Raw genomic sequence first — 24,306 nt, 5'->3', positions numbered from 1 at the left:
GTTCCCCAACCTGGTTTAGGCTGTGAGCTATGCAACTGGGGGGTTACATTCAAGCACTAGCGCGCGGGCTCGACGTGGTCGAGCAATGCGCCGGTGTCACGCGCGCGCAGCTAATTGAGATGGGTGCGCGGCCGGATTTCGCGGAGAAGCTCCTGGGGCTGCACGCGGTGTATTTCGGGGACACGATGTTCCGCTCCCGGCAGCGCAAAGCGCGCCGCACGGGCCACGACGTGTTCACGCTCCTCGATATCGAGCGCTATTGTTCCAAGCTCAAGGCCCGCAAGGCGTGGGAGCTGCGCCAACTGCTGGCCGCTACCCCGCGGGAGAAAATCCCCATGGTGGCGAAGGCAAAACTCAAAGAGTGGCACCCGCCCAAGGACCCCGCCCCAGGCGTGCGGGTGACGCGGCGCGCGGGCCGCAACCACACGCTGAGCATTACGGATTCCTCGCTCAACATCTCGAAGCTGCTGGCCGTGTTGAAGACCACCGACAAGGACTTGCTCACCGCGGCGCATACCGTGTTCCGCGGCGGGGGCGGCTCGGGCCAGAAGCTGCAGTCCAACGTCATCGTGCGCTTGGATGAGCTGGACCGCATCGTGGATGGCGATGGTGAGGAGATTGAGCTGCAGTTGACCAATGGGGCGACGATGACCGGTGCGGAGTTCGTGCGCGAAAAGCTTGCCGACGTCGGCCTCATCACCCTCGTCCACCCCCACCACGGCCCCGTGAACCTCTACATGGCGAGCCGTTTCGCCAACATCAAGCAGCGCCTCGCACTGTCTGCAGAGCACCCGACGTGCGCCTGGCCCGGGTGCAACGCGCCTGCCGACGACTCGCAGATTCATCACCTCACCCGCTTCCAAGATGGCGGGCCGACAAACATGGCCAATATGGTGCCGCTGTGCGCGTATCACAACGCGGTCAACGACGATGATCCGGAAAAGCCCACCGGCCGCGGGCACCTCGACCGCATCGATGGCCGCGTGTACTACCTGCCGCCGTGGGCCGGCCCGCCGATTCCCATCGAAAGCCCGGCCCACCCGCCGCGTTCCGCGCCGGGGCGAGCACCAGGCACTGCTCGCGCATCCTCAGATCCGCCAACATCCGGCCCGCCTGATCCGCGTTCCGGTCCGGCTGACGGCTCCAGCCCTGGGGCGCCGCCGCATAACTCCGGCGAACCTCCGGACCCGCCACCGAGTTCATGAGTTCAACTACTTCGCCCAAGTCCCCAGGTCGAAGTCCAACCGGTCGCCGGATCAAACGGATCGATGGGTCGTAGGACGCCGGCTCACCGGCCTGCGACGCCTTAGCAACAAACAGCCGCTCTAGCCAGCCGCCCGCTGAGAATTTTCGCTCGGCGTGCGGCTACTCGCGCGCGCGTTATAGAAGTACGCGTCCTAGCGCCGTGCGTACTAACACCGTCGATATAGCAACGTGCAGACTGGTGACGAGCACGCTAACAGCATGCGTGTTAACCGTACGGTGCCGGCTGACGCCTGCGGCTGCGGTGGGTGCGCAGGAGCTTCTGCTCCATTCCGCGGAGCTGAGTGCCGGGGACCGAAAACGGGGAACGCGGCCGCGCCCTGTTGATTCAAGGCACGGCCGCGCTACGCAGCGTCTGGGAGTTTGCTTCGCTTTACTCCCACTCAATGGTTCCCGGCGGCTTCGACGTCACGTCGAGCACTACTCGGTTAACTTCCTTGACCTCGTTGGTGATACGGGTAGAAATCTTCTCCAGCACGTCATAGGGCAGGCGCGTCCAGTCCGCGGTCATGGCGTCCTCAGAGGACACCGGGCGCAGGACGATCGGGTGGCCGTAGGTGCGGCCATCGCCTTGGACGCCGACGGAGCGGACGTCGGCAAGCAGCACCACCGGGCACTGCCAAATCTCGCCGTCCAGACCAGCGTTGGTCAGCTCGGTACGCGCGATGAGGTCCGCCTGGCGCAGCGTCTCAAGGCGCTCCTCGGTGACCTCGCCAATGATGCGGATACCCAGGCCCGGGCCCGGGAAAGGCTGGCGCGCCACGATTTCCTCCGGCAGGCCCAACTCGCGGCCAACCGCGCGCACCTCATCCTTAAAGAGCAGGCGCAGCGGCTCGACGAGTTCGAACTCGACATCGTCAGGCAGGCCGCCCACGTTGTGGTGGGACTTAATGTTCGCGGTACCGTCACCGCCGCCGGACTCCACGACGTCCGGGTACAGCGTGCCCTGCACCAGGAACGCGGCGTCCTGGCCGTCCAACGCCTGGTCGACGGCGCGTTCGAAGGAACGGATGAACTCCGCGCCGATGGCCTTACGCTTGGCCTCCGGCTCGGTCACACCGGCCAGCTTGTTGAGGAAGGCCTCGCGCTCATCCACGGTGATGAGCTTGGCGCCAGTCGACGCCACGAAGTCCTTCTCCACCTGCTCACGCTCACCCGCGCGCAGCAGGCCGTGGTCGACGAAGACACAGGTCAAACGGTCACCGATTGCGCGCTGCACCAGCGCGGCAGCTACTGCGGAATCCACGCCACCGGACAGGCCACAGATAGCGCGGCCTTCCTCGCCGATCTGCTCGCGCACATCGTTGATGAGCTGCTCCGCAATGTTCTCCGCGGTCCAGTTCTGCTCCAAACCTGCGACCTCCGTCAGGAAGCGCGTGAGCACCTCTTGGCCGTGCGGCGAGTGGAGAACTTCCGGGTGGTACTGCACGCCGGCCATCTTCTTGGACAGGCACTCGAAGGCTGCCACGGGAGCGCCCTCGGAAGAGGCGGTGACCTCAAAGCCCTCCGGGGCTTCAGAAACCGAATCGCCGTGGGACATCCACACCTTGTGCGTGTCCTCGAGGCCCTTGTGGAGCACACCGCCGGACACGGTCATGTCCGTGCGGCCGTACTCGCGGGCACCCGTGGAGGCCACGGTGCCGCCCAGGGCTTGGGTCATGGACTGGAAGCCGTAGCAGATACCAAAGACCGGGATGCCGAGCTCGAGCAGCTCCGGCTTCAGTGCGGGGGCGCCGTCCGCGTATACGGAGGACGGGCCACCGGAGAGGATCAGCGCGGCCGGGTTCTTGGCCTTGATGTCCTCCGCGGAGGCGGAATTGGGGACAACCTCGGAGTAGATGTTGGCCTCACGCACGCGCCGGGCGATGAGCTGCGCGTACTGGGCGCCAAAATCCACCACGAGGACAGGACGCGGGGTTGTATTTGGGTTAGTCACGGTCATCAGTTTAACGCAAGAACCCACACCCTAGACCGCAGGGAGTGGCCCAAAATCTTTAGCGGTGGCAGCCGCCTTGCTCAACGCTGCCCGAAACGCCCGCAAGGCTGGGTGTCCCTCGCGCCCGGCGCGCACCGCAGTGTAGAGCGTGCGGGTGGGATTACCAGGCAAGGAAACCACGCGCACGCCCTCAATTTCGTCGAGGAAAAGGTCCGAGATCACCGCCACCGCATGCCCGGTGCGCACCAGGTGCGCATGTAGAAAGGGGTCCGGGGTTTCATAGAGCACGCTGGGGTTAAAACCATGCCGGCGGCACAGCCGGTGAACGAAGCGCCCCACTAAAAACTCCTCCGGGTCCATGGCAAAGGGGATTTCCTCGTCATGCGCTGCAAAATCCTCTAAGCGCAACTCGCTCCAGGGGCCGGTGAGTGGGGTGATGAGGCGGAGGGGTCGTCGAGAAGCAGCTCCCGGTGGGTGTGCTCATCCGTGGCAGGCATGTCCGACTCATACTCCTCGCCCAGGATGAGGTCCACCTCCCGGCGCGCCAGCAGCTCCATCGCGCCTTCGGCTTCGCGCTGGATGATCTGCACGCGCAGGTCTGGGTACTCCCGGGCCAGCTCCGTGAGCGCCCGCGGGACCAGCGAGGACATGATGGTTTGAAAGGTCGTGACCTTAATCGTGCCGCGCACCGCGTTCGTCGATGCCACGACCTGTGACTCTGCCTCATCCGCCAACGCGAGCATCCGCTCCGCGTAGGAGGCAAGGATTTCTCCCTGCTCCGTCAACCGCACGCGCCTACCAACCTTTTCGTACAGCGCAACACCGACATCCTTTTCACACTGCGCCAGTTGTTGGGAGATGGCCGAGTGCGTATAGCGCAGCGATTCCGCCACCGCGGTGACGGTGCCGAGGCGTTGCAACTCGTAGAGAATGCGGAGGCGGTGCAGATCCAACATGACAGAATCCCTAACAGGTACGTGTTAAAAACTGTAGATAGACTAACAGTTCTTCCCACCCCACAATGGACTGCATGACCAATCCGTTTGCCGTTCTGTGTGTCATCGGCTCGTGTATTTCCCTCCAGCTCGGAGCCAGCCTCGCCATCCAGATTTTCCCCACCGGCGGGCCCTGGGGCACTGCCTCGCTACGCTTGCTCTTCGCCGCTGTGATTCTGCTCCTCATCGCGCGCCCGCGCGTGCGCGAGTGGAGCCGCGAGGAAGTGGATCTCCGCCACCATTTTCGGCCTCACGCTGGGCCTCATGAATGGCTTTTTCTATGCCGGCATCGAGCTCGTCGCGCTGGGCCCGGCGGTCACCATCGAGTTCCTCGGCCCGCTGCTGCTGGCGGCGTGTCTCTCCCGCTCGCTTCGCGACGCCACCTGCGTCGTCCTCGCTCTCATCGGCATGGGCCTGCTGGGGTTGGACTCCTTCAACGGAGACCCTCTCGACCTGCGAGGCGTGTTCTTCTTGCTGTGCGCGGGTGCGATGTGGGCCGCCTATATCCTGGCTAGCAAGAAGGCCGGTGCGCTCTTTAGCGGACAAGACGGTTTGGCCGTGGCTTTCCTCATCGGTGGCCTCGTGCTCCTGCCCGTCGGCGGGCGCGGCGCGGTGGCTTTGGCCAGCGACCCAAACCTCCTAATGCTCGCCCTAGGCACGGGCGTGCTGGCCTCGCTCATCCCCTATTCGTTGGAGTTCATTGCGCTGCGCAGGCTCGCCCCCAACGTCTTTTCCATCCTGATCGCCCTGGAGCCCGTCTTCGCCGCGCTCTTTGGCTGGCTCTTGCTCTCCCAGAACGTATCTCAGCTCAAGCTCGCGGCCATCGGGCTGGTCGTGGTGGCCTCGGTGTTGCAAACCATGGTGCCGGCGCGCGGGCGCGTGGTTTTCCGCAAGGTAGCGCTGCGCCCACGCCGCCTAAAGAAGCCCCAGCTGCCGTGGCGCCCGAAATCGCGCGCCAGCGACTCTAACGCTACGGCCACTGAGGCCAGCGCCACGGCCACTGGAGCGGTGACATAAACTCCGCCCCGAGCTTTGTTGAGCGGAGCAGCGTTACAACGGGCGGGCTAGCGAACGGCCAAGCCCACCTTCTGGAAGGACTTCAGGTCCGTGTAGCCGCACTTGGCCATAGCGCGCTTGAGCCCACCGACCAAGTTCAACTCACCCAGCGGCTCGTTGGACGGGCCGTGGAGCACGACTTCAAGGGAGGTCGCTGAAGCGTCCTCGGCGGTGCCAGAAGCGTCAGCGCCGGAAGCGTCGGTACCGAGGAGGGCGCCAGCCACGCCAACCGGCTCGATGATGCCGCGCGGGAAACGCGGGTGGCCGGCCGTGGACGGCCAGTACCAGCCCTTGCCGCCGGCCTCCGCCGCGCGGGCCAGGACCGGACCCAGAACGACACCATCGGCACCACAAGCAATGGCCTTGGCGATGTCTGCAGAGGTGAAGATGTCGCCGTCGGCAAGCACGTGCACGTAGCGGCCCCCAGTCTCATCCAGGTAATCGCGGCGTGCGGCCGCAACATCCGCGATGGTCGTCGCCATGGGGATATCAATGCCGACGGTCTCCGGGTTGGTGTTCACACCGGAGCCGACGATGATGCCAGCCGCGCCCGCGCGCATGAGGTGCAGGGCCGTGGTGTAATCCGCCACGCCGCCGGCAATCACCGGGGTATCCAGCGAACCGATGAACTCCTTCAAGTTGAGCGGCTCGCCACCGGTCTGCACGTGCTCAGCGGAGATCAAAGTGCCGTGGATGAACAGCAACTCTGCGCCGGCCTTAATAACCACGGGTGCCAGCTCGCGGGCGTGCTGCGGGGAGACACGCACGGCCACGGTCACGCCGGAATCGCGCACCTGCGCGATGCGCTCGGCCAGCAGCTCTTCGTTCAAGGGCGCTGCGTGCAGCTCCTGCAGCGTCGACAGGTCACCGTAGTTCTCCGTCACGCGGGCAATCGCGCCCTCCAGATCCTCGTGGCGGCCCCACAGGCCTTCCGCGTTGATAACGCCCAGGCCGCCCTGCTTGCCCATCTCGATAACAAACTCGGGGGTGGCCAGCGCATCGGTCGGCGCCGAGACAAACGGGACCTCGAAGGTGTACGCATCGATGTGCCATGAGGTGTCCACGTCCTTGGAGGAACGGGTGCGGCGAGTCGGCACCAGGGAGATCTGGTTCAGGTCATAGGTGCGGCGAGCCTCACGGCCCACGCCGATTTCTACGTAATCGCGCATGATTAGTCCTTAGCGGTAGTTCGGAGCTTCGACGATCTGCTGAAGGTGGTGCGGGTGAGACTCCTTGAGGCCCGCGGCGGTGATCTGGACAAACTGCTTGGTCTTGAGCTCGGCCAGGGTGGCGGAGCCGGTGTAGCCCATGGAGGCGCGCAGGCCGCCGACAATCTGGTGCACGATGGCATCGATGTCACCGCGGAATGGCACGCGGCCCTCCACGCCTTCCGGCACCAGCTTGTCCTCGCTCTTGACGTCAGCCTGGAAGTAGCGGTCCTTGGAATAGGAGCGCTTCTCCCCCGTCAGACCGCGGCCCTGCATGGCGCCCATGGAGCCCATGCCGCGGTAGCGCTTGTACTGCTTGCCCTGGACCACGACGATATCGCCCGGCGCCTCCGTGGTGCCGGCCAGCATCGAGCCCAGCATGACGGTATCGGCGCCGGCAGCCAGCGCCTTGGCAATGTCACCGGAGTACTGCATACCGCCGTCACCGATAACCGGAACGCCCGCCGGGCCGGCCACCGCAGCGGCCTCCATGATGGCGGTGATCTGCGGGGCACCCACGCCCGCCACCACACGCGTGGTGCAGATGGAGCCCGGGCCAATGCCAACCTTGATGGCGTCGGCACCAGCCTCAATCATGTCGCGCGCCGCAGCACGAGTGGCCAGGTTGCCGCCGACGACGTCAACGCGGTCGCCGAAGTCCTTCTGCACGCGGGAGACCATCTCCAGCACGCGGTTGTTGTGGGCGTGGGCGGAGTCGACGACGAGGACGTCCACGCCGGCGTCGACAAGCTGGCCTGCGCGCTGGTAGGACTCCTCACCGGTACCGATGCCCGCCGCCACGAGCAGGCGCCCGGAAGCATCCTTGGAGGCGTTGGGGAACTGCTCAGTCTTGACAAAGTCCTTGACGGTGATGAGGCCGACGAGCTTGTTCTCATCGTTGACGATGGGCAGCTTCTCCACCTTGTTGGCGGACAGCAGCTCCAGCGCCTCCTCCTTGCTGACGCCCTCCTTGGCCACGACGAGCGGCATCGGCGTCATAATCTCGGAGACCTTGCGGGAGAAATCCGGCTCGAAGCGCATGTCACGGTTGGTGCAGATACCCACGAGGGTGCCCTGCTTATCGACGACCGGCAGGCCCGAAATCCGGAACCGCGCGCACAGCGTATCGACTTCATCGATGGTCATCTCCGGGGAAGCCGTGACCGGGTCGGTCACCATGCCGGACTCGGAGCGCTTGACAATCTCTACCTGCTGGGCCTGATCCTCAACTGACAGGTTGCGGTGCAGGACACCGATGCCGCCCTGGCGCGCCATGCCGATGGCCATGCGGGCCTCGGTCACCGTGTCCATCGCGGCGGAAGCCAGGGGCACGCCGAGGCGAATGTTGCGCGTAAACTGCGCCGAGGTATCCACCTCGGAGGGAACGACGTTGGATTCTGCCGGAAGCAGCAGGACATCATCAAAGGTAAGGCCGTAGAGTGCAATCTTGTCGGGGTTGTCTCCGCCGGTGTGGACGTGGCTCATGAGGGTGGGGCTCTCCTAAACTGACCAGATAGTTTTATGCGGTAGCCCTCACTGTAGTGCGTGGACGCCCCGTAGTGGTAGCCGTGGGTAGAGGAATAGGTATCTATAGGGAATTGCCATGCGCGCACGGAGTCAATAGGCTCGCAGGCGTGAACTTTTTCGCCAACATGCCCCGCGATCCTTTCGCGGACGACCCCAACGACCCAGCTTCCTTCCTCGAGGAGGATGATCACGTCGAGCCGCTGTCCGAGGAGGACCGTCTCGCCGTCATCCACGATCTGGCCATGGTCCAAGAGTTTGCGCGCGTGCTAAGCCCGCGCGGCATCGATGGCATCTTCTTTTTCTGCGAGGACTGCGAGGAGAACCACTTTTACGAGTGGGACATCATGGCCTCCAACATGCAGGCCACGCTGGCAGGCCAGCTAGCCCCCGTGCACGAGCCGGGCGCGGAGCCGGACCCGATGCGCTACGTCCCTTGGGATTATGCGGTGGGTTATCTCGACGGCATGGATTCGCGCTACTAGCTGCGGTCAGCGCGGTAGAACTACCGCGCGTTAAACGGAAAGAACCTCTTCCCTCCTGTTGCGGGGGAAGAGGTTCTTTGTGGTTTTATTGCTGGAATTGCGCCGGCGGGAGCTGGCCATTATCCGTGGCGCCATCCGAAGCTCCGTCGGAGTTGTCGCCTTGCGGAGGTGTTGCCTGATCGCCGCCCTGCTGGCCTGGCTCCGGCTGGTTCTGCTCCGGTGGGCTCAGCGGGTTGCCCGCCGAAACCGTGCGGGTCACCACGACGGTGGAAACCGCAGTCTCTGTCTGCGTTACGGTTTCCGGCTCCGGCGGCTGCTGCTCCTCCACTGGGGCAGGCTTCTCCACGGTCTGCGTCTGCGTCACCGTGGCGCTGGGCTGCTGCTTCGTGGTACGAGGGGCCTCTGCCTCACGTTCCCGCTTAGCCTGGTCCACCATCTTCCGGGCTTCTTCAAGCAACTGGCGGGTGCCATCCATGTCGCCTTGGGCGGAACGCTTCTCCATCTCATCGAGCGTTCCGGCAAGCTCCACTACGGACACATCGTGCTCGTCCGCGCCGAAGAGCGACTGGTTCACTCCGTAAAGCGGAGATCCCGGGCCGGCGTTGACGACCACAGCGCCGGTACCTGCGATGAGCAGCGTAGCTGCGGCCGCCCCGATGAGTCCGTGCATGAAAGGCTTGCTTCGACGGCGGCGTGCCGCGCCGAGGGAAATGATCTCCGGCTCTTCCTCCGCGCCCTCAATGAGAGGGGCCGGAGGCATCTGCTTTTCGACGTCCCCGCGCAGCTCCAGCAGAAGCCCCGCCAGTTCATCACCGCCATCGGAGGGATCTGTTCCTTCGGAGAGAGTAGTGAGGAATGCATCATCATCAACCAAGGGCTGCAGCTGCTCAGCGACACCCTGCTGAGGCTCGTCCTTCTTTGCCATGATGACCTCCCTTCCTTATTAGAGAATTATTAGTTTGTCGGTGCCAAGTGCCGATGGCTCACTGCTAGCTCTGGGCTAGCCCAATTACTGGTTCACTCTGCTGGTTCACATTGTTGGTTCACTGCGTCTCGTGCGAATCGAGGGATTTGCGCAATTGCGCGAGTGCACGATGCTGCGCCACGCGGACTGCGCCAGGGGTGGACTCCACAATTTCCGCGGTCTCCTCTGCCGACAGCCCCACGAACACACGCAAGATGATAATGTCCCGGGCCTTGTCACTTAACGTATCGAGCATGGCCCGCACTCTGTTACTACCGTCCACGGCAAGGGCGGATTCTTCGGGGGTAGCGTCCTGAGCAGCATCCTCCGGAAGGTCTTCCGTGGGGTGAGTGTGGTCGCGGCTCAGGGCGCGGTGGGCATCGGTCACCTTGTGAGCAGCAATGCCATAGACGTAGGCCATAAACGGGCGGCCCTTATCTTTGTACGTGCCAATAGACGTCGCCACCGCCAAACAGATCTCCTGCGCCACGTCCTCCGCCGTGGGCTGGCGGTGGCCGCCGATGCGCGCGCGACAATAGCGCAGGACCTGCGGGTGAATGATCCGCATGATGCGCTGGAGGGCGCGGCGGCTACCGTCGACGGCCAGCGGAACGAGGTCCGCTAATTCCTTATCGCTGTCGCGCTTCGCCGCCGTTGAGGAGCCGCTCGCGTCTGTAGCCTGAGTAGCCACTGCCATCCTTGCCGTTCTGCTTTTGCTCTTCTGCTTAATGCATTACTTCATATTCTGTATGAACATCATGGCATAACCTTTTGGCGAAACCCCAAAACGACGGGTCTCATCCCCAGCTTTGACCCCACTAGAAAAAGTTCATACACCGTTCATCTTAGCCTTAAGCGCAGGTCACAGGGGCTCCAGTTGAGGAGTTTCAGCCAGTTATACCTGCATGTCAGCATTGCGTAACGCGCTGTTTACCCAAGGGGGACACACTTCAATCTCGTCTCACTTCGCCTCGGCGTTCACGGGGGCGTGCCCGCAACGCGCCCCGCGCCTGGGCACTCTATCTTTGGCAAAGGAGAATCGAACGTGTCTCAGTCCTTCCTGCTCCCCGGGCCGAATACGGACTTTTGGGATTGGCAGCTTCATGGCGCATGCCGTGGAGAAAACTCTGACGTGTTCTATCACCCGGACGGCGAGCGCGGACGCGCCCGCGCCCAGCGCGAGAACCGCGCCAAGGCTATTTGCAGCACCTGCCCGGTCATCGAGATGTGCCGCGAACACGCTCTCGCCTCCGGCGAGCCCTACGGCGTGTGGGGCGGCATGAGCGAGTCGGAGCGCGTCGTCGCCCTGCGTTCTCGTCGCACCCACGCGGCCGTCGGCGCCTAGTCCGCTTCTGCCAGCTCCCAGCCTTGGGGTCGGACGGCAAACCACCACCTCTATTGGCTGGACGCGACAAGGCTGCTCTCCCCACTGGATGAGCCCGCCGTGGGCCGTCGCGCAGCGGGCCTTTTGCGAAGTTTCTTTAAGTAGCATCACGCCCCTCCCCCACCTGCACTGATATCCAACAGCCAGCACGGGCAAGGGGCAGCGGGTGAAAGACGCCAGTTTTTACAGCGCCTGCGCTAGGTAGCGGGCGGTCAGCGTGTCCTTGTCGAGGAACTCGCGCGGCGAGCAGGCCGCCACAACCTCGCCGCCGGCTGAGCCCGCGCCGGGACCGAGATCAATGATGTGGTCGGCGTGCGCCAGGACGGCGCGGTGGTGTTCGACGCAGATGAGGGTGAGATGGTCGTCGACAAGCGTGTCAAAGAGGCGCAGCAAGGTGTCGATATCTTTCTGATGCAGGCCCACCGTCGGCTCATCGAGCACGATGATATCCGCAGTCGCCTTCCGGTCACACAGCCGCACCGCCAGCTTCAGCCGCTGGCGCTCGCCGCCAGAGAGCGTCGAGAGCGGCTGCCCCAGCGTCAGGTAGCCCAGCCCCACGGCAACGAGCTGCTCGCACACGCGCTTCGCAGCAGTAACTTTGGCCTCGCGGCAAAACTCCACGGCCTCAACCGTGGGAAGCGCGAGTACCTCCGCGATGTTCTTGCCCGCCAGCTCGTAGCCCAAAACGTCGGCAGCAAAGCGGCGGCCCTCGCACACCTCGCAGGGCACATCCGCGCTGTCCATCACACCGAACTCCACGGTCACCACGCCAGCGCCGGAACAGGCCGGGCACGCGCCCTCCGAGTTGAAAGAGAACATTCCCGGCGTGGCCCCATCGTTGGCCTTGGCGAAGGCCTTGCGCAGCGCGTCCATCGCACCTGTGTAGGTGGCCGGGTTCGAGCGCCGCGAGCCAGACAACGAAGACTGGTCGACAACGAGGATGCGGTCGTCGTCCGGCAGGCATTCCCTCAGCGATGACTTTCCGGATCCCGCAACGCCCGAAATGACCGTGAGCACGCCCAATGGAATATCCACGTCGACGCCCTTGAGATTGTTATGGGACGCCCCACGGATTTCCAGCGCTCCGGTGGGCTCGCGTACCTCCTCCTTCAACGCCACCTTCCCGCTGACGGACGGTGCAGCACCGACAGAAAGGATCTCGCCACCTTCCACACCGGCGCCGGGGCCAAGCTCGACGACGCAATCCGCAATCGCCATCGTCTCCGGGTTGTGCTCCACCACGAGCACGGTGTTTCCCTTATCGCGCAGCTGCAGGAGCAGCTCGTTCATCCGCGTGACGTCATGCGGGTGTAGGCCAGCGGTCGGCTCATCAAAGACATAGGTGACGTCCGTGAGCGCCGACCCGATGTGCCGCACCATGCGCGTGCGCTGCGCTTCGCCACCGCTCAGCGTTCCCGTCGGGCGCGCCAGCGTCAGGTAGCCCAGCCCCAAATCCAGGGCGGCCTCCAACCCACGCAGCGGGGCCACGGCAAGCGGTGAGTTGATGGTGCGGAGCCATGCGGAGGCGTCGGCAAGCTCCATGGCGCAGACATCCGCGATGGAGACGCCGTTGAGGTAGGACTCGCGCGCGTGCTGCGCCAAGCGCGTGCCGTGGCACTCCGGGCAGTCGACGAAAACCACCGCGCGCTCGACAAAGGCCCGCATGTGCTTTTGCAGGGACTCCACGGGCTTGCTCAGCACGTTGGTTTTCAGGCGCGTGACCAGCCCCATGTAGCTCATGTTGACGCCACCGACCTTGACTTTGGTCTCGGTTTCGTACAGGTCGCGCTTCTGTTCCGCACTAAAGTCCTTGACAGGTACATCCGCCGGGTACAGCCCGGACTCGGCGTAGGCGCGCCACATCCACGAGCCCACCTTCATGCCGGGGTACATGATGGCGCCGTCGTTCAACGCCAGAGTCTCATCAACGAGCTGGCGCTTGTCGACGTCCCCCACTTCCCCCCTTCCCTCACACCTCGGGCACATGCCGCCGGTGCGCTCGAAGCGGCGGACTTCCTTCACACCGTTGACCTCGATGGCGCCCTGCCCGGAGGCGGAGGGCACGTTGAAGGAATAGGCCGCGGGGCCGCCGGCGCGGGGCTCGGCTAGGCGTGAGAAGAGCACGCGAAGGTGCCCGGTGATGTCGGTGGCGGTACCGAACGTCGAGCGCGCGGAAGCCGCCATGGGCTCCTGGCCCACGACGATGGCTGCGGTGAGCCCTTCCAAGCGGTCCACGTCGGGGCGGGGTGGGGCCTGCATGAAGCCCTGCACGAAGCCGGGATAGGTCTCGTTGATGAGACGCTGCGGTTCAGCCGCAACGGTATCGAAGACCAGCGAGGTCTTGCCGGAACCAGACACGCCGGTGAAGACGGTGAGCTTGCGCTTAGGGATGCGCACGTCCACGTTCTTGAGGTTGTTTTCGCGGGCGCCGGTGACGGTGATGAATTCTTGTTCCACGGCTCAGCAGTCTAGTACCGGGGCGGAGATTCCCGCCCCCACGGCGAAGGCCCGCCGCCCCGCAAAAATGCGGGTTAGCGGGCCTTCCTTACGGCAATGTGGGAACCCTTGTGGCTACGCGGGAACCCTTGTGGTTGTGCGGGAAACGAATGTTTCCCGCACGCACGGTTTAGTGCGCGTGCGAGTGCGCGTGCGCAGCCTGTGCCGGCTCTTCCTCGGCGGGCTTCTCCACAACGGAAGCCTCGGTGGTGAGCACCATGCGGGCCACGGAGGCGGCGTTAACCACGGCGGAGTGGGTGACCTTCACCGGGTCGATGATGCCCTGCTCGAGCAGGTTGCCGTACTCCAGGGTGGCAGCGTTGAAGCCCTCGCCGTTGGCCTTCTCGGCAACGTGGGCGACCACGACGGATCCGTCCAGGCCTGCGTTTTCGGCGATCCAGTAGGCCGGGCGGGTCAGCGCGCGGGCCACGGCCAGCACACCGATCTTGGCCTCGCCCTCGAAGCCCTCGGCGAAAGCCTCGAGCTCCTGGGAGATCTGGACCAGCGCAGAGCCGCCGCCAGCAATGACGCCCTCTTCAACGGCCGCGCGGGCGGCGTTGATGGCGTCCTCGACGCGCAGCTTGCGCTCGTTGACCTCGGTCTCGGTAGCGGCGCCAACGCGGATGACGGCAACGCCACCGGACAGCTTGGCCAGACGCTCCTCGAGCTTCTCCTTATCCCAGGTGGAATCGGTGCGCTCGATCTCGCGGCGCAGCTGCTCGCGGCGCTCCTCGACAGCCTCAGCGGTACCTGCACCATCCACAATCACGGTGTCCTCCTTGGACACGGTGACGCGGCGGGCAGAACCCAGCACCTCCGGGCCGACCTCCTTGAGGTTGATGCCAACCTCAGGGTCGACGACGGTAGCGCCGGTTACAACAGCCAAGTCATCCATGAAGCCCTTGCGGCGCTCGCCGAAGTACGGGGACTTCACGGCGGCGACCTTGAGGACCTTGCGGATGGAGTTCACCACGAGCGCCTGCAGCGGCTCGCCCTCGATGTCTTCAGCGATGATGAGGGTCGGGCGCGAGGACTCCGCGATCTTCTCCAGCAGCGGCAGGAAGTCCGGCAGGGAGGAGATCTTGTTGCGGACGAGGAGAATTGCGGCGTCGTCAAGCACGGCGTTGTAGGTCTCCTCTTCCGTCGCGAAGTACGGGGAGAGGTAGCCCTTGTCGAAGGAAATGCCCTCGGTGACGTCCACGGTGGACTCGATGGTCTGGGACTCCTCGACGGTCACGACGCCGTCCTTGCCCACCTTGTCCATGGCGCCAGCAACCATCTCGCCGACCTCCGCATCGCGGGAGGAAACGGTGGCAACCTGGGAGACCTCCGCGGAGGAGTTCACCGGGGTAGCGCGCTTCTTGAGCTCCTCGACGACCTTCTCAGCCGCCGCTTCGATGCCCTTGTTCAGCTCGATGGGGTTAGCGCCGGCTGCCACGTTGCGCAGGCCTTCGAAGACGAGAGCCTGGGCCAGCAAGGTGGCGGTAGTCGTACCGTCACCGGCGATGTCGTTGGTCTTGACGGCCACGGACTTCACCAGCTGGGCGCCGAGGTTCTCAAAAGGATCGTCGAGGTCAATGTCGCGGGCGATGGTGACGCCGTCGTTGGTGACGGTCGGGCCACCGAAAGCCTTGGACAGCACGACGTTGCGGCCGCGCGGGCCGAGGGTGACCTTGACGGCGTCGGCAAGCGTGTCTACGCCGCGCTGGATGCCCTCGCGGGCCTCCTGGTCAAATGCAATCAGTTTTGGCATAGGGTTAATCGCCTACTTTTACTTCTCGATGACAGCGAGCAGGTCACGAGCGGACAGCAGGAGGTACTCCTGGCCGTCGTACTTCAGCTCGGTGCCGCCGTACTTGGAGAAGATGACGGTGTCGCCCTCGTTGACGCCAACCGGGACAACCTCGCCCTTATCGTTGGTGCGGCCCGGGCCGACAGCGACGACGGTGGCCTCCTGCGGCTTCTCCTTCGCGGAGTCCGGGATAACCAGGCCGGATGCAGTGGTGGTCTCAGCTTCAACGATCTGAACAAGGACCTTGTCCTCCAGCGGCTTAATGTTTGCCATGATGATTTCCTCCAAAGTGTTCCTAGTGCGCGTCCACGTGGACGCGCGCGTGCCGGTTGTGGGTGTCCAGCACAGCCGTCGTCGCGGGTGAACAACTGTGGGTCAAAACAACCTGCCTAGCACTCTACCCGCGCGACTGCTAGCCCTCAACGTTGTGGGCCGCTAACCCGTTCGCCCTCCGCGAACGACGCGGCTCGGGTGTGTACAAAGCCGGCCAACGCCAGCTTGACGACGCCCAGGGCAATAAACATTGCGCCGAATATTACGGCGAAGGACGGCCACCACAACTCCTCTACCAGCGTTCGACCGAAGGAAGCCTGTGGGGTGAGCAGGTGCTGGAGGGGCAGGAGCGTCGCCAAACACAGCGCCCAGACCACGCCGGCCGCAGTCAGGGTGAGGCACGCCGCCTCCCCCACTTGCACGCGCGCCCAGGCTGAGGGGGCGGCGCCCGCCAAGGTGAGGCCACGAATATCGGCCGCGATGCGCCCGTGCATAAGCAGCGAGGTAAGCACGGCGCCCACGATGCTGGGTGCAAAGACAGGACCTAAAAGGGCAACAAAGACTTGCCAGGAGGACAGGGAGCCGCCGGTGCCGACGTCGTTCCCGAAGCGCAGGCCCGAACCGACGGCGACGATAAGACCTGCGACGAGCACCCACGGCACGATGTGCGGGGTGGAAAAGCTCCGGCGCACGCGTACGTTGTTCCCGGCGATGCCGACAGCGCGGGTCCATTGATCGATGCCGGGCATGAGCCAGGGCAAGAAGAGTGCAACGAGGATGACTAAGCCCATCTCGGCCGAGAGGAGGTCGCCGGGATCATCGATGTGTAGGCATCCATAGACCGTACTGCCGACAGCAACGGACGCGAGCAGGAATTTCACCATGAGCCATGCTGGGTGCGTGGCGGCCCGCGGCCGGAACACGCGGCGCAGTGGAGGAAGCGCGCCAACCAGGGCCGCGGACATACAAACAACTACTGCAATGACTACGACCTGGCCAGTAATAGCAATGTCTGGCAAGGGGATGCCGTCGCTGCGCAGGGCGCGCACGCACGGGGCAAGCAGAGGGAGGGCCGGCAGCACGCCGAGCAGCCCGGCGCCCGCGCTGACCACCGCGACTTGGCCCAGAATGAAAAACAGGATCACCCACCCAGGCATGCCCACCATGCGCCAGGAACGGTAGACCGGTTCGCGCTCGGCGATAATAAGGCGCATCTGTGACAGCGTCACTAGCACCACCACGCACAGTGACATACCCAGCACCGTGCCGCCCAGTTGGCCGGCGGGGTTTTCTTCGGCTCCGGGGGAAGCGACCAGCATGGCTAGCGCTAGGGTGCACGAGGTGGAAGACACCACCAGGGTCAGCGCTACGGCCAGCCACGATAGCCAATTGGACTGTAAGTCCTTAAGCCACACCAGCATGGGCCACCTCCTCCAAGGAAATGACCCGGTCGGCCGCCTCGGCGGCAAGGTGCGAGTGAGTCACCATGATCACGCTGGCTCCATCGCGGGCAACGGCGCGAAGGTGGGAAAGGACGGTGGAAGCGGTGGCGTCGTCAAGCGCGCCCGTGGGCTCGTCAGCGAAGATATAGGGCGCTTGGGCCAGCAATGCCCGGGCGACAGCCACGCGTTGCTGCTGCCCACCAGACAGCTGCGCGGGCAGGCGGCTCTCCAATCCAGCGAGACCGAGCGAGTCGAAGACCTCTTCCACCCGGCCGCGTGCAGGGCGCCGTCCGGAAAAACGCGCCGTCAAGGTAGCATTGCGTCGCGCGTTGAGGGATTCCAGCAGGTTGTAGCCTTGGAAAACAAATGCACGCTGCTTGCGCCCCGGCGCGTTGACTCGGCCGGAAGTGGGCTTATCGAGCCCGGATAACAGGTTCAGGAGCGTGGTTTTGCCGCTTCCCGATGGCCCCATGATGGCAACGAATTCGCCTGGGGCGATAGACACATTGACGCGATTGAGCACGGTGCGGCGGCCGTAGCGCTTACTAAGGTTTTCTGCTTTTAACATGCCTTTGATTCCACTCGGCCACGCACGACAATGACATGGGGCGGGCTGCCCGGAAAATGGTGGAGCTAGCTCCACTGCCCTTCCACCGGCATGGCGGATAGGGTCGAAGACTATGCGAACCTTCAAAGCTTGTGCGTGGAGCCTCCTCCTCGGCATGCTGTGTATCCCAACCTTGGTGATTTCGGTGCTGATGCTGCCGTGGATCCCGTTGGTGGGTCGCGCCGCGGAACTTGTCGGCCGGTTGGGCGCGCAGTGGATGGGCGTGGAAATTCCACCCCGGCGCGCAGATCGATGGTTTGATTGGCAGCAGTTCTATCACCTCGTGTTGCAGTTATTGATTTCGGCTGCATGCTTTACCGCGTGGACGGCCCTGGGTTTCACAGCGGGTGTGCTAGCGATAACGCCATTCGTACCTAAGGCCGAGTTCTCCGTTGGCGAGTGGTCCACCTCCAACCGACCGCTCATTTTCTTAACCTGCTGGCTGGCTGCCCTGTTGCTTGTGGTGTTACTGGTAGGTCTCAACCGCCTCTTGGTCTTAGTGTCGGTCTCGCTGACCCGACTGGCATTGAGTCCTTCGGCCGAGGAAATGGCGGCCTCGCGTGCCACGCTTATCGATGCCTTCTCCGGCGAGCGCCGCCGCATCGAACGCGAACTGCACGATGGCCCGCAGCAGTACCTCACCGCGCTCAAGCTCAACTTGGCCGCGGCAAAACTACAAGCCCCGCCCCAGGCACAACAGGCCTTGACTGACGCAGAACATAATGCCTCTTTGGCTCTGGCTTCATTGCGGGCGACAGTGCGTGGCATTGCGCCGCAGGTGCTTTTCGACGACGGGCTTATCCCCGCCCTCGACGAGTTACTTGCCCATTCCGGGCTTGAGACCACACTTCGCGTAGAGGGCGCCGAGAGCTCGATTGACGAGACCACAGCATTGCTGGCTTACCATGCAGTCGCCGAGGCGCTCACAAATGCCTCTAAGCACGGCGCAGCCACCGAAGCCGTGGTAACGGTCGCTTTTAGAGATATGCTGCGCCTAAAAATCGTAGATAATGGCACGGGCCCCACGGACGAAGAGCCGGACGGTGAGAGTGCAGCTGTGGGTTCGGGCACGGGCCTCGCCGGGCTGCGCGAGCGTGCTGCTGCACTCGGCGGCACAGTAACCTTTGGTGCTGATAGCACCAATGCTACGGGTAAAGGCGGCGGCCAGCTGCTGGTCAAACTACCGCTGAAGGAGGCGGAATGAAGCTACTACTCGCAGAAGATTCCGCGCTCCTGCGCGCAGGTCTGGAGCAACTACTCGGTGCTCTCGGCCATAGCGTCACGACGGTCACAGATGCCGAAGCGCTGCGCGCCATCGCAGGGCAGGAAGACTTCGACCTCATTATCAGCGATGTGCGCATGCCGCCCACGATGACCGATGACGGGCTTCAAGCCGTGCACGATCTACGGGCAGCCGACCCCACCCAACCCGTGGTGGTGCTGAGCCAATACGTAGCGGCGAGCTATCTCGACCGCCTCCTGGAGCACGGCGGATTCGGGTACCTACTCAAGGAGCGCGTTTCTGATGTTGAAGAATTCGTGCGCACGCTTGACGATGTCGCCCGCGGCGGCACCGTGGTGGACCCAGAGGTGGTCACGGCGCTGCTTTCTGCAAGGCACACTGGGCTAGCCCGGCTCACCGCTCGCGAGCGGGAGGTACTGGGGCTTATGGCCCAAGGATTGAGCAATAAAGACATTGAAGACACGCTCGTCCTTACCTCCGGAGCAGTAAGCAAGCATGTCTCCAATGTATTTATAAAGCTCGGGTTTCGACCCGAGGACTCCAACCGGCGGGTGAAGGCCGTATTGGCATGGCTGCGCCACACCGAGCGCTAGAAAAGCGCTGAGGCCCTACAAACAAGGGCTGGAATTAGACCTGCCGGTGGGAGTTCAGCACAGCCGCGCGCCACAGCTGGTACTCCTCCGGGTTGTCCTCGCGGTAGTTCTTCACCGCGCGGATGCCGTGCTCCACGGCCTCGGCGACCTCGTCGATGTTCTTGTCGTCGCCGTCGGCAGCAACGAAGATCACCGGACCGCAGATGGAACGGATTGGGTCCTGCAAGAAGGCGGAATTGCCGGTCGCAGCAGCATTGCGCGCCAGGGACGCCACCGGGTTCGGGTCGGCGCCTTCAGCCTTGGCGTTCGGGTTAAACAGCGCCGCGTAGGTCTGGCCATCATCCTGAAAGGCCACAGATACGCGATCCTCGGTGGTGCCGCCGAGGAATTGATTTGCGTGCTCGATCTCAAACTCGATGGTGCGGCGGGACAGATCGGGGTTAACGAGGAATCCAGTGGTCATAGCGGTGTGAGCTCCTTATGTGCGAGCGAGGCAATTATCGGTCATCACACTACCTGCACCCCGGGGGTTGCGCATCCGCTAGCGCGCAGCAGCCACGAGCGGCACTTCCACCTCAAGCTGTGTATCGGTCCCGCATGCCAGGCCGGAGGGTTCGGCGCCTTCGTGGATGAGTTGGGCGGCCACTGCCGCGATCATCACGCCATTATCGGTGCACAGCTTGAAGCGCGGCACACGCAGCTCGATGCCCGCGGATTCGCAGCGCTTCGCTGCCAGCGCGCGCAGCCGCGAATTCGCCGCCACGCCGCCGCCGAGCAGCAGTACCTTGGCGCCAGTGTCCTGGCAGGCTCGCACGGCCTTGGCGGTCAGCACATCTGCCACCGCCTCCTGGAAGGAGGCACACAGGTCCTCAACCTGGACCGTCGCGCCCTCGCGCTCGGCCTTTTCCACGTGGCGCGCCACCGCCGTCTTGAGCCCCGAGAAGGAGAAGTTGTGGCGGTTGGGCCCGCGCAGGTCCTCGGCCTTGGACAAACCACGCGGCAAATCGATGGTGGGCTCTCCTTGGGCGGCCAGCTTATCGATGACCGGCCCTCCCGGATACCCCAAACCCAACAGGCGGGAGACTTTGTCGTAGGCTTCGCCGGCGGCGTCGTCAAGCGTGGTGCCCAACTCCTTCATGGGCTTGCCCACGGCCTCGACCTCGAGCAGCTGGGTGTGGCCGCCGGAGACGAGCAGCGCCACCGAGTGCGGCAGCTCCTCGCCCTCCAGGTTGGCCACCGCGACGTGCCCGCCGAGGTGGTTGACGCCGTAGAAGGGCACGCCCCACGCGGAGGCGAAGGCCTTGGCTGCCGACGCCCCGACGAGGAGCGCGCCGGCCAGTCCCGGCCCCACGGTGGCGGCCACCGCATCTGGCTTCTCGACGCCCGCTTCCTCCAGCGCTGCCTTCATCACCTGCGGCATGGCTTCGAGGTGGGCGCGGGAGGCAATCTCCGGCACCACGCCGCCGAAGCGCGCGTGCTGCTCCATGGAGGAGGCGACGACGTCGGCGCGAATCTCCATGTGGCCGTTGTCAGACAGCTCGATGATTCCCACGCCGGTTTCGTCGCAGGAGGACTCGATGCCGAGGATTAACATCTCTCACTCTTTCGTGGTCGGTACATGGTGTGGGCGTCCGCGCCGGAGGGCTGGTAGTAGTTGCGGCGCAGGCCGTTGATGACAAAATCATAAGCCTCATAGAGGCGAATGGCCGGATCGTTGCCCACGCGAACCTCAAGGAAGATGGGCGCGTCATGGGAATCTGCGAGCTCGACGATGGCGTCCATCATCAGCCGCGCGATGCCCTGCCGTTGGGCCGCAGGGTCGACGCCGATGGTGCGGATTTCGTATTCCGGCCACGCCGCGGGCCCCATCCGCCCCACGCCGGCGTAGCCGAGAGCTTCGCCGCGGTTGACGTTATGGCCCACGCGGTTGTCGTTGTGGTCATCGCGGTTGTCGTTGTGGTCATCGCGGTTGACGCTTGCGTCAACCGCCCAGTAGGTTGTGTGCCCCGCCGCGATTTCCTGCTCGAAGGCACGCGCCGGCCAGGGAGTTTCACCGGGGAAGAGTACTTTTTCTAGTTCGGCGCAGCGGGGTGCGTCCTCAAGCACGAGCGGACGCAGCCTCATGATGCCGGTGTTTCCCCGATGCCGCCGACCAAAGCGGCCGAGCGCGGCTTCGCCTTCGGCTCCACGGCATCGGGACGCCGCAGGTACAGCGGGACGAGCGGCGCGGGCTCGGCAGAAAGATCAGCGCAGGCAACCAGTCCCGCCACGCGCGGGGTAGCCCACTCGCGGGGAAGGCCGGCGATCTCTTCCGGCAAGCGTGGGGCGATGGACTCCGGGAACACTAGGCGCGTGGTCTCCGGGCTCGAGAGCCCAGCGGCGCCCAGTTCCAGAGCCTCCGGCTTCGACACGTTCGGGCCGCTGAGACGCTTGCCGTCGGCGTAGGTGGCCCAGTAGACCTCTTTGCGGCGGGCGTCGATTGCCACCAGCCACTCCCCCGTGCGCCCGTGCGCGATGGCATCCAATGTGCACACGCCATGCACCGGCAGGTGAAGAGCCACCCCCAGAGCGGAAGCGGTAGCCATGCCCACGCGCAGGCCGGTAAACGGTCCGGGCCCCGTGCCGACGACGATGGCGGAGAGGTCGGAGTAGGTCAGGGAGGCGTCGGCAAGCAGCTCCTCGATAGCGGGGATGAGCTGCTCGTTGTGAGCGCGCGTGCCGCTAATGACGCGGTCGATACTCTCCCCGGTGTCGGTATCAACGATGCCCGTCACCAGGTCCGTGGTGGCGGTATCGAGTGCAAGAACCTTCATTAGCCTGCGAGGTGCCAGTCGGTGTCGACGTAGTCGGGGTTGTTCTTACCCATCTGCTCCACGTAATCCTGGGTATCGCGAATAAACTGCAGCGGCTGGCCCTGCTGGAACGGCAGCAGCGGCGGGATGTCCTGCTTGGCTGCTTCCGGCGACTTCAGCTGCTGCAGCAGACCATCACACAGGTCCACCTGTGCGCGCGGGAGCTTCTCCGCCTTGAATTCACCGGTCTGCGAAGCCAGCAAGATGTAGTTCACGTCATCAGGCACGGCCCCGTCTGCGAAGTCAATGTTCAGGTTCTTCGTCTCCACGCCGCCCTTCTTGAGCTGATCTTCGGTGGCACCCGGGCAGACGGCGGCGACCGCACCCCACTCCTGGCCGTACACATCCTGCGGGATAAACATGGCGAAGTCCAGGTTCTTCGGGTACGCGCTCAGGGACTGGGCGACTGTCGACGGCTCCTTCGTCTCCGCCTGCGCTGGCCGGACCATCGGCAGCACGATGAGGGCGGCAAGGAATACGGCGAAGCCGCCGATAACGACAGTGGTGATGAATTGACCAAGCTTGTTCATAAAGGTGTTTTAGCTCCTCACGCGGGGTAGCGGGAATAAACAGTACGGGGATATCCTACGCGACAACCATCAAACAATAATCAAGGCCAAGACCTGGCACATGAGAATCTTTCCGATCATCGCCGTGGGGTACACGGTGGCATAGCCGCGCTCTGCCAGCTGAGTACCGGTTTGCGGGTTGAGGTAGGCCATGATCGCCGGGTTCGTGGTCATGCCGGCGGCGATGCCCATCGACTCATCAAACTTGAGGCGCAGCGCCAGCATGGACACCGCAACGATGCCGATGGCGGAAACCAGCGTCAGCATAATGCCCACGCCCATGTACTTCAGGGAGGTCGGATCCGACAAGGCATCGCGGAACTGGCCGCCTGCCGACGTACCCACGCCCGCCAAGAACAAGGTCAAGCCCAGCGTGGAAATCGTCTGCTTCGCGTGGAAGGGAAGCTGCCAGTTAATTGGGCCCGAGCGGCCCAGCGCGCCCAAGATGAGGCCGACGACGATGGGGCCGCCACCAAAGCCGAAGGACAACGTAGTGCCGCCCGGAAGCGGAATCGGAATAGCGCCGAAGAGCAGACCGATGAAGAGGCCTAGGGCAAAGGGCAACAAATCGACGTTGCCGAGCTTGGCTTCGGAGTCGCCGAGGAAACGGCGGACGTCGTCAAGCCTGCCCGGCGCGGTGATGACGCGCACACGGTCCGAGTAGTGCAGGACGGTTTCCTCGTTCGGCACGACGTCGGAGTCGCCGCGGCGCACGCGCGCGATGAGGAAGCCTTCCTTCACGGTGTCCAAGTCCTTGAGCTGATAGCCCGCAACACGTGGGCTGGACACGGTCAGGCGCCGGTAGACCAGGCCGTCCTCCTCATGAAGGTTGATGTGGATCTCCTCACCCAACTGGGAAATTGCGCTATCCAACGCGGGCGCTGTGCCGTTGAGCAGGAATTCCATGCCGGCGCGCAGCGGGAGCTCCGGGTAGGCCAGGTCGTGCTCGTGCGGGTTGTTGACATGGCGGGTGGCGATGACACGCTCACCGGTCACCTCTTGGAGGTCCCCCACCGTTGCGTCGAAGTCACGGGTCAGGCGCACTGCCCGCCACTCGAGCGGTTCTGCGATCATGCCCTCGGCGCGCGCGTCCTCAATGTGGTTCACGCGCAGTACCTTGGCGCCAATCGCGGCAACCAGAATGGTTCCGATGATGCAGCCCGGGTAGGCCAGGGAATAGCCCACCACCGGGGTGCTATCGCCGCCCAGGGCCTCGACGACCGCTGCCATACCCGGCGTCGAGCTTAGCGAGCCCGCGAGCGTGCCGACGCTGATCGCCGGGTCGAGATCAAACATGCGCATCGCCAGAGTGGTCAGCCCCGCCAACACGAAGAAGAAGACGATGACCACCATGGACATCTTCCATCCACGCCGGCGGAAATCCTGGAAGAAGCTACGGCCGAAGTTCAGGCCGATGACATACACGAAGATGGCCAAACCAAATTGATACACGAACGCCGGGACCACGATGTCCGGGTTGGCCGCGGACAAGCCTAAGGCCACGAACATCGCAGCGGCGGCGCCGAGCGAGATGCCGAAGACATTGATCTTGCCGACGGCTAATCCCACCGCCATGATGAGAAAAAGCGTGAGCAGGGGCTGTTCAGCAAGGAAAGCCAGCACG

The 24,306-nt window shown here is 64.1% G+C and carries 24 protein-coding genes; 6 read left to right on the top strand and 18 right to left on the bottom strand.

All coding sequences use genetic code 11. The features are described from left to right. The first annotated feature begins 29 nt into the window (after window positions 1-29). Window positions 30-1,205: an HNH endonuclease signature motif containing protein gene (locus HMPREF2912_RS09775; RefSeq protein ID WP_070683962.1), complete on the top strand. Its 1,176-nt coding sequence runs from the start codon at window positions 30-32 to the stop codon at window positions 1,203-1,205. 431 nt (window positions 1,206-1,636) lie between these two features. Here HMPREF2912_RS09775 and guaA read toward each other — a convergent pair whose 3' ends face one another. The 3 genes from guaA to HMPREF2912_RS13325 are packed head-to-tail and all read right to left on the bottom strand — an operon-like array spanning window position 1,637 to window position 4,155. After that, window positions 1,637-3,205 carry a glutamine-hydrolyzing GMP synthase gene (guaA, locus tag HMPREF2912_RS09770; protein WP_070683959.1) on the bottom strand — a complete coding sequence of 523 codons (1,569 nt, stop codon included), beginning with the start codon at window positions 3,203-3,205 and terminating at the stop codon, window positions 1,637-1,639. Window positions 3,206-3,229: 24 nt separating this feature from the next. Next, complete coding sequence (locus HMPREF2912_RS13330) at window positions 3,230-3,559, bottom strand: LysR substrate-binding domain-containing protein (protein ID WP_371441109.1); 330 nt, start codon at window positions 3,557-3,559, stop codon at window positions 3,230-3,232. Between the two features lie 38 nt (window positions 3,560-3,597). After that, window positions 3,598-4,155, bottom strand: a complete 558-nt coding sequence (locus HMPREF2912_RS13325) for a LysR family transcriptional regulator (RefSeq protein ID WP_252970461.1) — start codon at window positions 4,153-4,155, stop codon at window positions 3,598-3,600. Between the two features lie 303 nt (window positions 4,156-4,458). On the opposite strand from HMPREF2912_RS13325, the gene HMPREF2912_RS09760 reads away from it, so the two are divergent. After that, window positions 4,459-5,211 carry an EamA family transporter gene (locus HMPREF2912_RS09760; RefSeq protein WP_227486141.1) on the top strand — a complete coding sequence of 251 codons (753 nt, stop codon included), beginning with the start codon at window positions 4,459-4,461 and terminating at the stop codon, window positions 5,209-5,211. 47 nt (window positions 5,212-5,258) lie between these two features. Here the strand turns inward: HMPREF2912_RS09760 and HMPREF2912_RS09755 are convergent, their stop codons facing one another. Then, the gene (locus HMPREF2912_RS09755) at window positions 5,259-6,419 is read right to left on the bottom strand and encodes a GuaB3 family IMP dehydrogenase-related protein (protein WP_070683958.1); all 1,161 of its coding nucleotides are present in this window, start codon (window positions 6,417-6,419) and stop codon (window positions 5,259-5,261) included. A 9-nt stretch (window positions 6,420-6,428) separates the two neighbouring features. Further along, entirely contained in the window at window positions 6,429-7,943 is a 1,515-nt protein-coding gene (gene guaB, locus HMPREF2912_RS09750) for an IMP dehydrogenase (protein ID WP_070521530.1), read from the bottom strand. Window positions 7,944-8,092: 149 nt separating this feature from the next. Between guaB and HMPREF2912_RS09745 the strand changes: the two genes are divergently transcribed. Beyond that, the gene (locus tag HMPREF2912_RS09745) at window positions 8,093-8,467 is read left to right on the top strand and encodes a DUF5319 domain-containing protein (RefSeq protein ID WP_070521533.1); all 375 of its coding nucleotides are present in this window, start codon (window positions 8,093-8,095) and stop codon (window positions 8,465-8,467) included. A gap of 85 nt (window positions 8,468-8,552) precedes the next feature. Here HMPREF2912_RS09745 and HMPREF2912_RS09740 read toward each other — a convergent pair whose 3' ends face one another. Next, complete coding sequence (locus HMPREF2912_RS09740; RefSeq protein ID WP_070521536.1) at window positions 8,553-9,392, bottom strand: hypothetical protein; 840 nt, start codon at window positions 9,390-9,392, stop codon at window positions 8,553-8,555. A gap of 118 nt (window positions 9,393-9,510) precedes the next feature. Further along, the gene (locus tag HMPREF2912_RS09735; RefSeq protein ID WP_070521539.1) at window positions 9,511-10,128 is read right to left on the bottom strand and encodes a sigma-70 family RNA polymerase sigma factor; all 618 of its coding nucleotides are present in this window, start codon (window positions 10,126-10,128) and stop codon (window positions 9,511-9,513) included. 348 nt (window positions 10,129-10,476) lie between these two features. Here HMPREF2912_RS09735 and HMPREF2912_RS09730 point away from each other — a divergent pair, with 348 nt between their 5' ends. Next, the gene (locus HMPREF2912_RS09730; protein WP_070521542.1) at window positions 10,477-10,776 is read left to right on the top strand and encodes a WhiB family transcriptional regulator; all 300 of its coding nucleotides are present in this window, start codon (window positions 10,477-10,479) and stop codon (window positions 10,774-10,776) included. Between the two features lie 222 nt (window positions 10,777-10,998). Here HMPREF2912_RS09730 and HMPREF2912_RS09725 read toward each other — a convergent pair whose 3' ends face one another. The 5 genes from HMPREF2912_RS09725 to HMPREF2912_RS09705 all read right to left on the bottom strand — a co-directional run bounded on the left by HMPREF2912_RS09725 (window position 10,999) and on the right by HMPREF2912_RS09705 (window position 17,386). Next, entirely contained in the window at window positions 10,999-13,272 is a 2,274-nt protein-coding gene (locus HMPREF2912_RS09725) for an excinuclease ABC subunit UvrA (RefSeq protein WP_070683955.1), read from the bottom strand. Window positions 13,273-13,441: 169 nt separating this feature from the next. Then, window positions 13,442-15,064: a chaperonin GroEL gene (groL, locus tag HMPREF2912_RS09720; protein WP_070597135.1), complete on the bottom strand. Its 1,623-nt coding sequence runs from the start codon at window positions 15,062-15,064 to the stop codon at window positions 13,442-13,444. Window positions 15,065-15,082: 18 nt separating this feature from the next. Beyond that, complete coding sequence (gene groES / locus HMPREF2912_RS09715; RefSeq protein ID WP_167595557.1) at window positions 15,083-15,382, bottom strand: co-chaperone GroES; 300 nt, start codon at window positions 15,380-15,382, stop codon at window positions 15,083-15,085. A 140-nt stretch (window positions 15,383-15,522) separates the two neighbouring features. Further along, window positions 15,523-16,797 (bottom strand): FtsX-like permease family protein, encoded by a 1,275-nt coding sequence (locus HMPREF2912_RS09710; protein WP_070597134.1) that lies wholly within the window; start codon window positions 16,795-16,797, stop codon window positions 15,523-15,525. Further along, the gene (locus tag HMPREF2912_RS09705; protein ID WP_070563776.1) at window positions 16,781-17,386 is read right to left on the bottom strand and encodes an ABC transporter ATP-binding protein; all 606 of its coding nucleotides are present in this window, start codon (window positions 17,384-17,386) and stop codon (window positions 16,781-16,783) included. The genes HMPREF2912_RS09710 and HMPREF2912_RS09705 overlap by 17 nt, the downstream gene beginning before the upstream one ends. Before the next feature lie 112 nt (window positions 17,387-17,498). On the opposite strand from HMPREF2912_RS09705, the gene HMPREF2912_RS09700 reads away from it, so the two are divergent. After that, window positions 17,499-18,629: a sensor histidine kinase gene (locus tag HMPREF2912_RS09700; protein ID WP_070563773.1), complete on the top strand. Its 1,131-nt coding sequence runs from the start codon at window positions 17,499-17,501 to the stop codon at window positions 18,627-18,629. Then, the gene (locus HMPREF2912_RS09695) at window positions 18,626-19,261 is read left to right on the top strand and encodes a response regulator (protein ID WP_070563770.1); all 636 of its coding nucleotides are present in this window, start codon (window positions 18,626-18,628) and stop codon (window positions 19,259-19,261) included. The genes HMPREF2912_RS09700 and HMPREF2912_RS09695 overlap by 4 nt, the downstream gene beginning before the upstream one ends. Window positions 19,262-19,295: 34 nt before the next feature. Here the strand turns inward: HMPREF2912_RS09695 and HMPREF2912_RS09690 are convergent, their stop codons facing one another. The 6 genes from HMPREF2912_RS09690 to HMPREF2912_RS09665 form a co-directional block, all read right to left on the bottom strand. Continuing rightward, window positions 19,296-19,724 (bottom strand): hypothetical protein, encoded by a 429-nt coding sequence (locus HMPREF2912_RS09690; RefSeq protein WP_070563768.1) that lies wholly within the window; start codon window positions 19,722-19,724, stop codon window positions 19,296-19,298. 78 nt (window positions 19,725-19,802) lie between these two features. Next, window positions 19,803-20,855 (bottom strand): tRNA (adenosine(37)-N6)-threonylcarbamoyltransferase complex transferase subunit TsaD, encoded by a 1,053-nt coding sequence (tsaD, locus tag HMPREF2912_RS09685; protein WP_070563766.1) that lies wholly within the window; start codon window positions 20,853-20,855, stop codon window positions 19,803-19,805. Next, window positions 20,849-21,385 carry a GNAT family N-acetyltransferase gene (locus tag HMPREF2912_RS09680; RefSeq protein WP_070521559.1) on the bottom strand — a complete coding sequence of 179 codons (537 nt, stop codon included), beginning with the start codon at window positions 21,383-21,385 and terminating at the stop codon, window positions 20,849-20,851. The genes tsaD and HMPREF2912_RS09680 overlap by 7 nt, the downstream gene beginning before the upstream one ends. Continuing rightward, on the bottom strand, window positions 21,382-22,074 hold the full coding sequence (gene tsaB, locus HMPREF2912_RS09675; RefSeq protein WP_070521562.1) for a tRNA (adenosine(37)-N6)-threonylcarbamoyltransferase complex dimerization subunit type 1 TsaB: 693 nt from the start codon (window positions 22,072-22,074) through the stop codon (window positions 21,382-21,384). The genes HMPREF2912_RS09680 and tsaB overlap by 4 nt, the downstream gene beginning before the upstream one ends. Then, entirely contained in the window at window positions 22,074-22,643 is a 570-nt protein-coding gene (locus tag HMPREF2912_RS09670) for a hypothetical protein (protein WP_070521567.1), read from the bottom strand. Before HMPREF2912_RS09670 ends, tsaB begins: the two co-directional genes overlap by 1 nt. Before the next feature lie 69 nt (window positions 22,644-22,712). Further along, on the bottom strand, window positions 22,713-24,305 hold the full coding sequence (locus HMPREF2912_RS09665) for an aspartate:alanine exchanger family transporter (RefSeq protein ID WP_070597133.1): 1,593 nt from the start codon (window positions 24,303-24,305) through the stop codon (window positions 22,713-22,715). Window position 24,306: the final 1 nt, after the last annotated feature.

The sequence above is a fragment of the Corynebacterium sp. HMSC056E09 genome (assembly GCF_001813425.1).
Classification (GTDB): domain Bacteria; phylum Actinomycetota; class Actinomycetes; order Mycobacteriales; family Mycobacteriaceae; genus Corynebacterium; species Corynebacterium hesseae.
The sequence above is the reverse complement of the archived record's forward strand: the minus strand, read 5'-3'. Positions and strand labels throughout refer to the sequence as shown.